Below are 13,729 nucleotides of genomic sequence, written 5' to 3' on the forward strand. Positions count from 1 at the left end.
ACCTCCTTGATCTGCTCCATTAACTCACGATTGCGGCGTGCGGGCGTGGGCGGGCGTGAACAATATGAACACAAGCGAGATCCCCGTCACGTGTGGCAGCACCATGGAAGCAGCCCGGGAACCGTCCCGGTCCCCGGCAGTCCCGAAACACTTCCAAAGGAGTCAGCGCATGGCAACGTCGCCAGCATCGACAGGCATCCTCGATCCGGAACCAGCAGCACCGCAGGAGGCGCCGGCCAAGAAGGACCGCACGCACTGGCTCTACATCATGGTCATCGTCGCCGTGGTGGCCGGCGCGGCCCTCGGCCTGCTCGCCCCGGACCTCGGCAAGGCCATGAAGCCGCTGGGCACCGCGTTCGTGGCACTCATCAAAATGATCATCGCCCCGGTCATCTTCTGCACCATCGTGCTGGGCATCGGCTCGATCGCGAAGGCCGCAACGGTCGGCAAGGTCGGCGGGCTGGCGCTGGTCTACTTCATCACCATGTCCACCTTCGCGCTGGCCATCGGCCTGGTCGTGGGCAACCTGATCCACCCGGGCTCCGGCCTGCAGCTCCAGCCCTACGAGGGCGCCGCCGGCGGCAGCGAGAACGCGACGGTGAAGTTCCTGCTGGAGCTGATCCCGGGCGATATCCCGGTGCTGCCGACCCTCGTGCTGGCCCTCTTCGTGGGCTTCGCGCTGCAGTCCATGGGCAAGACCGGCGAACCGGTGCTGGGGGCCATCAAGCTGATCCAGGCCGTGGTGTTCCGCATCATGATGATGATCATGTGGGCCGCCCCGATCGGCGCCTTCGGTGCCATCGCCGCGGTGGTCGGAGCCACCGGCTGGGCGGCCATCGGCTCCATGGCCGTGCTCATGGGCGCGTTCTACGCCACCTGCGCGCTGTTCATCGTTGTCGTCCTGGGTTCGCTGCTGCGCCTTGTCACGGGGCTGAACATCTTCTCCCTGCTGAAGTACCTGGGCCGCGAGTACCTGCTGATCTTCTCCACCTCGTCCTCCGAATCGGCGCTGCCGCGGCTGATCGCCAAGATGGAACACGCAGGCGTCTCCAAGCCGGTCGTCGGCATCACCGTGCCCACGGGCTACTCCTTCAACCTCGACGGCACCGCGATCTACCTGACCATGAGCGCGCTGTTCGTCTCCACCGCCATGGGCATGCCGATGAACCTCGGCGAGCAGATCTCCCTGCTGGTCTTCATGATCATCGCCTCCAAGGGCGCCGCGGGCGTCACCGGCGCCGGGCTTGCCACGCTTGCCGCGGGCCTGCAGTCGCACCGCCCCGAGCTGCTCGACGGCATGGGCGTGATCGTGGGCATCGACAAGTTCATGTCGGAGGCCCGCGCGCTGACGAACTTCACCGGCAACGCCGTGGCCACGCTGCTGATCGGCACGTGGACCAAGGAGATCGACCTGGCCCAGGCCCGCGGCGTGCTCGCCGGGGAGCGCCCCTTCGACGAGCTATCGCTCACCGAGAACGGCCACTGACCAGAGACCTGCACCCCGGGACAACGGGACGCAACATGCAGCCATCGCGTTCACCCCACGGGCGCGATGGCTGTACGGTTTAACACCGGAGCCGGTCTCGGGCCGCCCGACACCCTAAACCTTTGACTTCAACTTCAAGGTAAAGGCTCGCCGTGCGAGGGCGAAGGTGTCCGCGCCGCAGCGGCGCAACCGATACCCTTAAAACGATAGTCAGCAAATCCCACAACGAACGGAAGCGTGGTTAACACCGTGAGCGAGGAACAGGGCAGCAAGCCCCGGGGCGTAGGACTGCTCAAGGAACCGACCCCCCTGGGTCCCACGGGCCGGCCGCAGACGGATTTCCCCGAGCCGGGATCCCTTGATTCCCATGGTCCGGCCCGCGTCATCGCCATGGTCAACCAGAAGGGCGGTGTCGGCAAGACCACCTCGACCATCAACCTTGCCGCGGCCTTGGCCGAGTACGGGCGCAAGGTGCTGCTTGTCGACTTCGACCCGCAGGGAGCGCTCTCCGCGGGCTTCGGCACCAACCCGCACGAACTCGACGTCACCGTCTACAACGTGCTGATGGACCGCAAGACCGACATCCGCGACGCCATCATCACCACCGATGTCCCGAACGTGGACCTGCTGCCGGCGAACATCGACCTCTCGGCCGCCGAGGTCCAGCTGGTCAACGAGGTAGCCCGTGAACAGGTGCTCGAACGCGCGCTGCGTTCGGTGACCGACGACTACGACATCGTCCTGATCGACTGCCAGCCCTCGCTGGGCCTGCTCACCGTCAACGCGTTGACCGCGGCCCACGGCGTGATCATCCCGCTGACCGCCGAGTTCTTCGCCCTGCGCGCCGTGGCGCTGCTGGTCGAGACCATCGAAAAGGTCCAGGACCGCCTGAACCCCGCCTTGCAGATCGACGGCGTGCTGGCCACGATGTACGACCCGCGCACCCTGCACGGGCGCGAGGTCGTGGGCCGCCTGGTCGAGGCCTTCGGCGACACGGTCTTCGAAACCGTCATCCGGCGCACCATCAAGTTCGCCGACGCGAACGTGGCCGCCGAGCCCATCACCACCTACGCGACAAACCACCCGGGCGCCGAGGCCTACCGCCAGCTGGCCAAGGAACTCATTTCCCGTGGCGGCGCCCCGTAATGACGGGAACCGCCGTCCTGCCAGCCACCGTGCCGATTCCCGAAGGTGAATCGACCGGTGGCTTTCGGGTTCGGCTGGAAAACTTTTCCGGCCCCTTCGACCTGCTGCTCTCGCTGATTGCCAAGCGCGAACTGGACATCACCCAGATCGCGATGGCCGATGTCACCGACGAGTTCATCGGGTACCTCAAGGTGCTGCAGGCCAGGCCCGGTGCCAAGGCCCTGGATGAGACCACCGAGTTCCTCGTCGTCGCCTCCACGCTGCTGGACCTCAAGGCCGCGCGCCTGCTGCCCCGGAACGAGAACGATTCCGACGAGGACATGGCGCTGCTGGAGGCCCGCGACCTGCTCTTCGCCCGGCTGCTGCAGTACAAGGCGTTCAAGCACGCGGCCGGGTGGATCTCCGGGCGGCTCGAGGAGGAATCCGAGAGCTTCCCCCGCCAGACCGGGCTCGAGGCTCACTTCGCGGCGCTGCTGCCGGAGCTGGTCTTCAAGACCACCCCGGAAATGCTCGCCCGGCTGGCGCTTGCTGCGTTGGCCCCGAAGGAGGAGGCGGCCCCGGCGGAGGTTGGCGTCGGACACCTGCACGGGGGAGAGGTGAGCGTGCGCGAGCAGGCAGCCATCCTGGCCCGCAAGCTCCAGGAGCACAAGTCGCTGAGCTTCACCGAACTCACCGCCGACGCCGGAAGCCACCTGGAGGTCGTGGCGCGGTTCCTGGCGTTGCTGGAAATGTACCGGGACTGCGTCGTCTCGTTCTCGCAGAATGAGCCCTTGGACACCTTGCAGGTGACCTGGTCAGCCACGGCCGGGCACTGGGCGGCGGAGAACCTGCGCGAGGAATACGCCGGGGCGGCGGCGGAGGGCCACACCGCCACCGAACCACCAACCAACGAGGGGAAGCCCGCGGCATGAGCGAGACAAACACCGGGATTCCGGCTCCGGGGGCACCGGATCGCCCAGCCCGGCCGGCCGAGGCGGTGGGTGCGGGTGTCGACGAATTGCCCGGCGGGCTTGCCGCCGGCATCGAATCCATTCTCATGGTCATCGACGAGCCGGTCGGGGCGGGACGCCTGGCCGAGGTGCTCGAGGTCGGTGAGGAACGCGTCACAGCGGCCCTGCACGGGCTTCGGGCACAGTATGATGGAGGGGATACACCGCGCGGTTTTGAGCTGCGCGAATTGGCCGGAGGATGGCGCATTTTCTCCCGACGTGATTTTGCTCCCTTTGTTTCACGCTTCGTCATCGACGGCCAAACGGCAAGACTGACCCAGGCTGCCCTGGAGACTTTGGCAGTAATCGCCTACCGGCAACCCGTTTCACGCGGGCGGGTCGCGGCGATTCGTGGGGTTAATGTCGATTCAGTGGTGCGCACGCTTCTTACGCGCGGACTGATCCACGAGGCTCCCGACGAGGGTGAAAGTGGTGCCACGTTGTATCAGACCACCTCGTATTTTCTGGAAAGATTGGGGCTGGGCAGCATTTCGGAGCTGCCCATGCTTTCCCCGCATCTGCCAGGAGTGGGCGACATTGACGGATTTGACGTCGACTTGCCTTAGCAAGCCGGCACACCACGAAACAACATAAGGACAGATCATGACCCAGGGATCGCGCTCAGGCCGCGGCAACCAGCGCCCACAAGGCTCCGGCAACGGCCGCGGCCGCGGAGGGGCCGGCGCAGGCCGCCCGAACTCCAACCCGCGCTCGGGCTCCGAACGCGGCGGCGAATCCTCCTCGGGTTCATGGTCCAAGACCCATGGCGGCCCCAAGCAGGGCAAGAAGCCGGGAACCGGTTCCGGCGCCAAGAAGTACACCGGCCCGAAGGCCTTCGGCAAGGAACGCTTCGGCCAGAACCTCGGCCCGGTGAAGGCCGAGCGCCCCAACCGCCCGACCCAGCGCGAACGCGCCCAGGCGGCGCACTCGGACCTCGAAGGCGTGCGCCTGCAGAAGGTCATGGCCAACGCCGGCGTGGCATCGCGCCGCGTCTGCGAGGAAATGATTGCCGGCGGCCGTGTTGAGGTCAACGGCGTCCTGGTGGTCGAGCCGGGCGTGCGCATCGACCCCGAGCGCGACACCGTGCACGTGGACGGCATGCGCCTGCAGCTGAACGAGGAGATGAAGTACTTCGTCTTCAACAAGCCGCGCAACGTCGTCTCCACCATGGAGGACCCGGAAGGGCGCAAGTGCATTTCCGACTTCATCCGCAAGAAGGGCCAGGAACGCCTCTTCCACGTCGGTCGCCTTGACTACGCCACCGAGGGCCTGCTGATCCTCACCAACGACGGCGAGATGGCCAACCGCCTCTCGCACCCCTCCTATGAGGTCCCCAAGACCTACCTGGTGCAGGTCCGCGGCCCGATGGCCAGCGGCATCGGTGCACAGATGAAGAAGGGCATCAAGCTGGAGGACGGCTGGCAGTCCGTCGATTCCTTCCGCCTGATCGACTCGACCCCGGGCCACCTGCTGATCGAGGTCGTCCTGCACTCGGGGCGCAACCGCATCGTGCGACGCCTCTTCGACGCAGTCGGCCACCCGGTGACCCGCCTCGTGCGCGTCCAGGTAGGACCGATCCGCCTGGGCGACCAGAAGCAGGGCACCATCCGCCCCCTGGGCAACCAGGAAGTCGGACACCTGCTCGCCATGGTGGGGATGTAACACGACAATGCCCACCACGCACCTGGCCGGACCCGTCCTGGTCATCGGGACCGGGCTGCTGGGCGCCAGCGTCGGGCTGGGGCTCAGCCAGCGCGGCCTGAACGTCTGGCTTTCCGACCCCTCGCCCAGCGCACAGACCGTCGCGCAGGACATCGGCGCCGGCACCATCCTCACCCCCGGGCGCCCGCTGGCCCCGGAGCTCGTGGTGGTCGGTGCCCCGCCGGATGTCTCGGCACAGGTCGTTGCGCAGGCCCTGATCGACTACCCGATGGCCACCGTGGTGGACATCGCGAGTGTCAAGGAGTCGATCCTCGACGCAGTGCGGGCGGACCCGCGCATCACCGATGCGCACCTGGCCCGCTACGTGGGCACGCACCCGATGGCAGGCCGCGAGAAGTCGGGCCCCGCCGCGGCGCGCGGCGAGCTCTTCACCTCGATGCCGTGGGTGGTGTGCGCGCACACCGGCTCCCGCGGGGACTCGGTGAAGACCGCCGAGGCCCTGGCGATCGACCTCGGCGCCACGGTGTCGCGGATGAACGCGCAGGACCACGATTCGTCGGTTGCGCTGATCTCGCACTTCCCGCAGGTCGCGTCCTCGTTGATCGCCTCGCGGCTGCTGAACGCGCCGGGCCACTCGCTCGCGCTGGCCGGCAACGGCCTGCGCGACACCACGCGGATCGCTGCCAGCGACCCGAAGCTGTGGATCCAGATCCTCAGCCACAACGCCAATGCGCTGGTGCCCATCCTGCGCGGCATGCATGAGGACCTCGAACGCCTCATCGGCACCCTCGAGGACCCCGCGGCACCCGGCGCGCTGCTGGACCTCGCCCAGCTGATGGGGGAGGGGAACGCCGGACAGGCCCGGATCCCCGGCAAGCACGGCGCCCCGCCGCAGGCCTTTGCGCTGGTCACCGTCGTGGTGCAGGACCGGCCGGGCCAGGTGGCCAAGCTGCTGGCGGACATCGGCGATGCGGGAATCAACGTCGAGGACGTGCGCGTCGAACACTCGGCGGGGCACCAGGTGGGCCTCGTCGACGTCTCGGTGATCCCGGGCCGCCGCGAAGAATTGATCACAGTGCTCAGCGCACTTGGCTGGAAGGTTGTGCAGTAATGCAGAAAATCGTGGTTGCCGTCGACGGCCCCTCGGGCAGCGGCAAGTCCTCCGTCTCCAAGGAGGCCGCGCGCCGCCTGGAGGCCGCGTACCTGGACACCGGTGCCATGTACCGCGCCGTGACCTGGCACGCCCTGGACGCAGGCACCGACCTCACCGACGCGGACGCAGTAGCCGCGGCCGTCAAGGCGGCGGACCTGTTCATTTCCACCGACCCCGACGTCGAGCTGGTCAAGATCCACGGCACGGACGTGACCGAGGCGATCCGCGAGCCGTTCGTTTCGGCGGCCGTTTCCGCCGTGGCCACCAACCTGGAGGCGCGCAAGGAACTCGTGGCACGCCAGCGCGCCATCATTGCGCAGCATGCACGCATCGTCGCCGAGGGCCGCGACATCACCACCGTGGTGGCCCCGGATGCCGACGCCCGCATCCTGCTTACCGCCTCGGAGGAGGCGCGCCTGCGCCGTCGCGGCATCCAGCTCGGCGGCACGCAGTCCGCTGCCGAGCTCGAGGCGCAGGTCCTGGCCCGCGACGCCAAGGACTCCACGGTCGTGAACTTCCAGGTTGCGGCCGACGGTGTTGCAACAGTGGATTCCTCGGACCTGGACTTCGAGGAAACCGTCGCAGCGGTGCTTGCAGCCATCACGGCGCAAACCCGCTCATAGAACCCCACCCCGCCCGGGGGTTTCCCGGGCCGATTCCCCGCTCCGGCCACGGCGCCGGTGCGGGGATCATGCTTAGATGGATAACGGCTTCCGCGATTGGTGGAGGCACGCAACGCAAAGGAAGCGCACCATGAGTGAGAGCCTGCTAACGGGAGACGGCGAAGAGTACGTCCCCGTCAATGACGACCACATTGCCGACCGCCTGGCCGAAATCAGCGAGGAGGACGCGCAGCAGCGCGCCGACGTGCTGATGCGCGGCCTCGAGGACTACGAGCTGAACCCGGAGGACGCCGAACTGCTCGCGCGCCTGGGCGAGGACTACGACGACGATGCCGACGAGGTCATCCCGCCGGTGCTGGCCATCATCGGCCGCCCGAACGTGGGCAAGTCGACGCTGGTCAACCGCATCCTGGGCCGCCGCGAGGCCGTCGTGGAGGACGTCCCGGGCGTGACCCGCGACCGCGTTTCCTACCAGGCCGAATGGAACGGCGTGGACTTCACCGTCGTGGACACCGGCGGCTGGGAGCACGACGCCAAGGGCATCCACGCCCGCGTGGCCGAGCAGGCGGAAATCGCCGCCGACCTCGCCGACGTGATCCTCTTCGTCGTTGACTCGCGCGTTGGCGCCACCGCCACCGACGAGGCCGTCGTGAAGATGCTGCGCCGGAAGAAGAAGCCGGTCCTGCTGGTCGCCAACAAGGTCGACGACGCAAACCAGGAAGCCGACGCCGCATTCCTCTGGGGCCTTGGCTTCGGCCAGCCCTGGCCCGTCTCGGCCCTGCACGGCCGCGGCGCCGCCGACCTGTTGGACGAGGTCGTTGACAAGCTTCCCGAGTACTCCGCCTTCGGCGGCGTCATCCCGCGCGGCGGCCCCCGCCGCATCGCGCTGATCGGCCGCCCGAACGTCGGCAAGTCCTCGCTGCTGAACAAGATGGCCGGATCCGAGCGCGTTGTCGTTGACAACCTCGCCGGCACCACCCGCGACCCTGTCGACGAGCTCGTCGAGCTCGGTGGCGAGGTCTGGCGTTTCGTCGACACCGCGGGCATCCGCCGCCGCCAGCACATGGCGCACGGCTCCGACTACTACGCCTCCCTGCGCACCCAGGCCGCCCTGGAAAAGGCAGAGGTCGCCGTGGTGCTCCTGGCCGTCGACGAGGTCCTCTCCGAGCAGGACGTCCGCATCCTGCAGATGGCCATCGACTCCGGCCGTGCACTGGTCCTCGCCTTCAACAAGTGGGACCTGATGGACGACGACCGCCGACGCTACCTCGAGCGCGAGGTCGAGCTGGACCTGGCGCACGTCGAGTGGGCACCGCGCGTGAACATCTCGGCGAAGACCGGCTGGCACAAGGACAAGCTCGTTCCCGCACTGCACACGGCCCTGGATTCGTGGGACAAGCGCATCTCCACCGGCAAGCTCAACGCCTTCCTGGGCGAGCTCGTGGCGGCCCACCCGCACCCGCTGCGCGGCGGCAAGCAGCCACGCATCCTCTTCGGCACCCAGGTGTCCTCGCGACCGCCTCGCTTTGTGCTCTTCACCACCGGTTTCCTTGATCCGGGCTACCGCCGGTTCATCACCCGCCGCCTCCGTGAGACCTTCGGCTTCGAGGGAACCCCCATCGAAGTTGCCATGCGCGTGCGTGAAAAGCGCCAGCGTACGAAGTGACCCAAAAAGTAGTGTAGGGTTATCTAGGAGCTTTTCGCAGACGGCACCCGCACGGAAGTGTTCGGGAGAACGGCTGCGAAAGCAACCGGGCTATGGCGCAGCTTGGTAGCGCGCCTGACTGGGGGTCAGGAGGCCGTGGGTTCGAATCCCGCTAGCCCGACCGGTTGAAACCCCGGGGAATCAAGGATATATCCATGATTCCCCGGGGTTTTTCTCTGTCTGCGGCCCATTTCACGGTTCCGGGCATATTCCGGGGGTTTCCAACTTGGCGACGCATGAAGCCGCCGGGCTAGGGGCTCAGCCCTTGCTCTGGGCCGTGCTGGCGGTGTTGGTGGCTGAGGTTTGGAGAGTCCGGAGGACTAGGAGGTCGGTGGTCTGTTGGGTGCAGGGACGTCTTGACGTAGTCGTCCATGCTTTCGGGGCGGGCAACTCAGGTCGGGACGGGTGCGTCGGTGGCGATCTTGCCCAAGGCGACGTCTCTGAGAATGAGTGGGTGGTCGTAGATCTCGGCGGTGGCCATGGGTTTCCTTTCGCAGGTAGGACGAAGGACCCCGACCGTGTGGTCGAGGCCCTTCGTGTGGTGCCGGCGTCTATTTGGTAGTGATGTACCTCGGCGTGAACGGGGCTCGCCGGGGGTGGTGATGGCATCGAAGAGGTGTACGGCCCCGTCGCAACAAGACGACGGGGCCGTTCCGTTTGTTGAATAGGGCTGTTTACTTCTTGCAGTTCTTGTCGCGCGACGCCTTTGTGATCACTCCGGCCTTATTCGCAATGTTCTTGAAGTCGCCCCCGCGAATGGTGCAGACAGCCCCCTTGATGTCGGTCCCCTTCAAGCTGGGGGTCTTGGCCGGCACGTAGGTTAGCGTCTTTAGAGAGTTGTAAGGCAAGTAGGGGGGGATTCGGGAGGAATTGGTGCTCCAACTCTTCTTGTACCAGTTATACCGGCCCTTGCCGACGCTCTCAGCCTGGTCGAGACGCTTTTCCACGGCAGCCTTCTTGCTGTTCTTGAAATAGAACAACTCCGCCGTAACTGTGCTTCCCTTAGACGGGACGATGTAGGTGTAGCCACCCGTTGTTCCGGTGACCATTTTCATGTCGCGCAAGTGCACAACGTCCGGGCTGTTCAGGTTCACGGGGCCTGCTTGCCTCATGGCCCGATCCCAGTTTGAGTAACCTTTCCGGAAAGTCCCCGTGGCGATGACGGCAAAGGTGCCGCTGGGAGGGTTGACTGCCTCTTTGAATTGGGTGCCCCGTCCGGCTTTGTTGACGGCAGTCGGCGCCACGAACGCCGGCGCTGATGCCGGGATCGGTGTCGCAGCGGTCGCCGCAGGCGTGGCGACGAGGGTGAGGGCAATTGACAGGGTGGCGGCGAGACCGCCCAGGGTGTTCCTGAGTTTCAAGATCTTCCTTCGTTTCGAGGATGGCAACTAATCGAACTTACCTTGTCAGGGTGAGAATATGTGCATTTGCTCGATCAATGTTAGGAAATCGTGTTGCCTATTGGCTGTGGAGCACATTTATCAACCTGTATATGCTCGCGCTGTCCGGGCTTGTTCGCCCTTCGCTCTCATTCGACCCGCTCACCCGTGGTCGGCGCCGATCCGGTTGGCCCAATCGACATGGGTCATGTCGCGGTCGATCTCGAATTGGGTTAGTGAGATGCTGTGGTTGGCGAGTTCTGCATAGCGCTCGTCTCGGCCTTGCAGCACGAGGCGGTCCCCTCTTCCGGGATGCGTGTGCGGAAGGACCGGGGGTCTGGTGTGTTTGGCCGTCGGTTCGAGTGCTCGACGTTTTGCGGTGGATCGTTCTCGTGCGTCGCTCAGTCTTAACCGCAATATGGCCGGTGTGAGTGGTGGGATCTTCTTCGTACTCGTACTCGTGGCCGCCTGGGGAAGGCGGATTCCAGTCCCAGCCGAAGAGTGTGTTCATGTTCAGGTCTTGATTGCTAGCCCGACCGGCTGCCCCCCCGGGGAATCAAGGATATTTCCAAGAATCCCCGGGTTTTCTATGCCTGGAGGGTTTTCATCGGTCATGTTTGGGATGCCCCTGCGGGCATCGCTGTCATATCCACGGTGTGCCAGTGGATTCTCCGCGATTCGCAACGTTGTCGGAGCCTCCCGTTCCGCGCATCGCACGTTTGCCCATAGCGGCATGACGTATCTTCCCCTGGTGCGGATACAGCTTTACTGTTGGTGAATTTCTGTCCGATGGGCGATGTGCCTCTTCGACAGTGGCGAGGATTGCTGTACATTCACTGGCAACGCGTGATTTTTGGTGTCGTGAATCGTTCTGGCTGCATTCCGCTCGGACGAATTCACCGGAGCCGTCGGTGCCCATGACCAACGGCATTCAACCCAACGAAAGATTCGGCAATCGGGGACCCCATGACAATGCTCGAAGGACAAACGCTCTTGGCCATGATCGGCATGATGCTTGCGGTGTTGGCTTCCTCGGTCCTGGGGCAGCGATGGGCAAGCCATCGAGAGCGTTTGTCCCGAAAAGCGGAGTTGATGCGAACGGAACCGGCACCGATCCCTGCCCCTGAAATGGCGGGAGCGTTCCCCGAGGTGTTGAGTTCGTGATGCGACTCTGATGCTCAATGCCGCCCTGCAACCTGCCCGCGATCCGCGGAGCCGTGGGTTCTCGGTTGCCTGCGGTCCTTTAGATCGAGGAGCACGCGCACTGGGCCGGTATCCCGCTCCATCGACTCTTCCCGGGAAACCCTTTTGTGGTTCGTTGACGTCGTCTCGATGGGCGAGCGGAATCCCTCGGATATTCGGCATCCGAGGGATTCGGGTGCGATGGGGCAACTGATTCACTGCCAACTATTCGTGGCGCGCCCGCCTTGATCCCCATGCCTCCGGCACCTGCTGTTCGGGCACTTCGGTGCACTCGACAGCGGTCCGCCAAATATGCGCTGCGTCATGGGCCTTTGTGAGTGCGCTCACTTACGGTTATGCTGTGTGTGCGATATTAGAATTCAGTGTTCGATTATGGAACATATAGAAGCGATGATGGCCGAAGCGACTGAATCGTTCACAGAGAAGTGAGGAATACCAGTGCAGTTCCACCACAACGGGTACGTTTCCGGAAACCCGCTTACCCAGCCGCCTGCGGGTGTTGGCATTGACCGCCCAGAAGAACTTCCCGACGAGGTGGATGTGCTGATCGTCGGCTCCGGCCCGGCCGGCATGATCGCTGCGGCCCAGTTGTCCCAGTTCCCGGGTGTCACGACCCGCATCGTCGAGCGCCGCCCCGGCCGCCTCGAGATCGGGCAGGCCGACGGCATCCAGGCTCGCAGCGTGGAAACCTTCCAGGCCTTCGGCTTTGCCAAGCGCATCAGCGAAGAGGCGTACCACATCACCGAAACCGCTTTCTGGAAGCCGAACCCCGAGGATCCCTCGAAGATCTACCGCGCGGCCCGCACCGCGGACGACCCGCACGGCATCAGCGAGTTCCCCCACCTGATCGTGAACCAGGCCCGCGTGCTTGACTACTTCGCGGAGTACATGCACAACGCGCCGACCCGCATGAAGCCCGACTACGGCTACGAGTTCCGCACGCTGAGCGTCGACGACGAGGCCGCGTACCCGGTCTCCGTGACCCTCGTGCACACCGCGGGCGAGTTGGAGGGCCAGGAGCGCGTCGTGAAGGCCAAGTACGTGGTCGGCTCCGACGGCGCCCGTTCCAAGGTCCGCGAGTCCATCGGCTGCACCATGTCGGGCGACAAGGCGAACCACGCCTGGGGCGTCATGGATGTCCTGGCGGTCACCGACTTCCCCGACATCCGCACCAAGTGCGCCATCCAGTCCGGCAACGGCGGCAGCATCCTGCACATCCCGCGCGAGGGCGGCTCGCTCTTCCGCATGTACGTGGACCTCGGGGAGGTCGCGCACAACGACAACGGCAACGTGCGCAACACGCCGCTGGACGAGATCATCGAGAAGGCAAACCAGATTCTGCACCCGTACACGCTCGACGTGAAGTCGGTGGCCTGGCACAGCGTCTACGAGGTCGGCCACCGCCTCACCGACCGTTTCGACAACCTGAAGGACGGCGACAGTGCCGACCGCACCCCGCGCGTCTTCATCACCGGCGATGCCTGCCACACGCACAGCGCCAAAGCCGGCCAGGGCATGAACGTGTCGATGCAGGACGGCTTCAACATCGGTTGGAAGCTCGGGCACGTGCTCGAAGGCCGCAGCCCCGCCGAGCTGCTGCGCACCTACTCCGCCGAGCGTCAGGTGATCGCGAAGAACCTGATTGACTTCGACAAGCAGTGGTCCACGCTCATGGCTGCCAAGCCCGAGGAAATGGCCGATCCCGCCGAGCTGGAGCGCTTCTATGTCCAGACTGCAGAGTTCCCGGCCGGGTTCATGACCGAATACCAGCCCTCGATGCTGATCGGTGAGGCGACTCACCAGGAGCTGGCCACCGGTTTCCCTGTGGGCAAGCGCTTCAAGTCCTCCCCGGCCCTGCGCGTTTCCGACGCCTACCCCGTGCAGCTCGGCCACCACCACCGGGCCGACGGCCGCTGGCGCCTGTACGCCTTCGCGGATGCCGCCGATCCGCAGGACGCCTCGGCCCTTCGCGAGTGGGCCTCCTGGCTGACCGAATCGCCCGAGTCGCCGCTGCTGAAGTACACCCCGGCCGGCACCGACATCGATTCCGTGTTCGACGTCAAGGTCATCTACCAGCAGGACTACACCAATGTGGACCTCGGCCAGGTGCCCGGGGCGTTCATGCCGCGCACCGGCGTCTTCGGGACCACCGACTACGAAAAGGTCTACGCAACCCTCGAGGGCGACGACATCTTCGAGAAGCGTGGGATCTCCCGCGACGGTGCGATAGTGGTGGTCCGACCGGACCAGTATGTGGCGAACGTGCTGCCGTTGGGCGCCCGCGAGGAGCTGGCCGACTTCTTCGCGCCGATCCTCATCGCCCGCTAGGATCCTCCGACCAGCAGCGCCGGACCCTCGCCGGAACGGGGAGGGGACGCGAAAA

Annotated in this window: 11 protein-coding genes and 1 tRNA gene; 10 read left to right on the plus strand and 2 right to left on the minus strand. The window is 65.5% G+C overall.

Features of this window, described 5'->3' with window-relative positions; all coding sequences use genetic code 11:
• The first annotated feature begins 169 nt into the window (after positions 1 to 169).
• From ACSYDW_RS06825 to ACSYDW_RS06865, 9 genes are all read left to right on the plus strand, one after another.
• Positions 170 to 1,486, plus strand: a complete 1,317-nt coding sequence (locus ACSYDW_RS06825) for a cation:dicarboxylate symporter family transporter (protein ID WP_438337979.1) — start codon at positions 170 to 172, stop codon at positions 1,484 to 1,486.
• A 249-nt stretch (positions 1,487 to 1,735) separates the two neighbouring features.
• Positions 1,736 to 2,632 carry a ParA family protein gene (locus ACSYDW_RS06830; RefSeq protein ID WP_209996116.1) on the plus strand — a complete coding sequence of 299 codons (897 nt, stop codon included), beginning with the start codon at positions 1,736 to 1,738 and terminating at the stop codon, positions 2,630 to 2,632.
• A complete protein-coding gene (locus ACSYDW_RS06835; RefSeq protein WP_438337980.1) occupies positions 2,632 to 3,543 on the plus strand; it encodes a segregation and condensation protein A in 912 nt (303 codons plus the stop codon). Before ACSYDW_RS06830 ends, ACSYDW_RS06835 begins: the two co-directional genes overlap by 1 nt.
• Entirely contained in the window at positions 3,540 to 4,187 is a 648-nt protein-coding gene (gene scpB, locus ACSYDW_RS06840) for an SMC-Scp complex subunit ScpB (protein ID WP_438337981.1), read from the plus strand. Before ACSYDW_RS06835 ends, scpB begins: the two co-directional genes overlap by 4 nt.
• Positions 4,188 to 4,224: 37 nt before the next feature.
• Positions 4,225 to 5,283: a pseudouridine synthase gene (locus ACSYDW_RS06845; RefSeq protein ID WP_438337982.1), complete on the plus strand. Its 1,059-nt coding sequence runs from the start codon at positions 4,225 to 4,227 to the stop codon at positions 5,281 to 5,283.
• A 7-nt stretch (positions 5,284 to 5,290) separates the two neighbouring features.
• A complete protein-coding gene (locus ACSYDW_RS06850; RefSeq protein WP_438337983.1) occupies positions 5,291 to 6,394 on the plus strand; it encodes a prephenate dehydrogenase in 1,104 nt (367 codons plus the stop codon).
• Complete coding sequence (cmk, locus tag ACSYDW_RS06855; protein ID WP_438337984.1) at positions 6,394 to 7,059, plus strand: (d)CMP kinase; 666 nt, start codon at positions 6,394 to 6,396, stop codon at positions 7,057 to 7,059. Before ACSYDW_RS06850 ends, cmk begins: the two co-directional genes overlap by 1 nt.
• A gap of 130 nt (positions 7,060 to 7,189) precedes the next feature.
• Positions 7,190 to 8,725 carry a ribosome biogenesis GTPase Der gene (gene der / locus ACSYDW_RS06860; RefSeq protein ID WP_438337985.1) on the plus strand — a complete coding sequence of 512 codons (1,536 nt, stop codon included), beginning with the start codon at positions 7,190 to 7,192 and terminating at the stop codon, positions 8,723 to 8,725.
• An 86-nt stretch (positions 8,726 to 8,811) separates the two neighbouring features.
• Positions 8,812 to 8,885 (plus strand) — tRNA-Pro (locus ACSYDW_RS06865).
• A gap of 553 nt (positions 8,886 to 9,438) precedes the next feature.
• Here ACSYDW_RS06865 and ACSYDW_RS06870 read toward each other — a convergent pair.
• Together ACSYDW_RS06870 and ACSYDW_RS06875 are read right to left on the minus strand one after the other, a co-directional pair.
• Positions 9,439 to 10,125, minus strand: a complete 687-nt coding sequence (locus ACSYDW_RS06870) for a gamma-glutamylcyclotransferase (RefSeq protein WP_438337986.1) — start codon at positions 10,123 to 10,125, stop codon at positions 9,439 to 9,441.
• 180 nt (positions 10,126 to 10,305) lie between these two features.
• Entirely contained in the window at positions 10,306 to 10,434 is a 129-nt protein-coding gene (locus tag ACSYDW_RS06875) for a hypothetical protein (RefSeq protein WP_438337987.1), read from the minus strand.
• 1,350 nt (positions 10,435 to 11,784) lie between these two features.
• On the opposite strand from ACSYDW_RS06875, the gene ACSYDW_RS06880 reads away from it, so the two are divergent.
• Positions 11,785 to 13,674: an FAD-binding monooxygenase gene (locus ACSYDW_RS06880; RefSeq protein WP_438337988.1), complete on the plus strand. Its 1,890-nt coding sequence runs from the start codon at positions 11,785 to 11,787 to the stop codon at positions 13,672 to 13,674.
• Positions 13,675 to 13,729 lie beyond the last annotated feature (55 nt).

It is taken from the genome of Paeniglutamicibacter selenitireducens (assembly GCF_051550675.1).
In the GTDB taxonomy this organism is placed as follows: Bacteria; Actinomycetota; Actinomycetes; order Actinomycetales; family Micrococcaceae; genus Paeniglutamicibacter.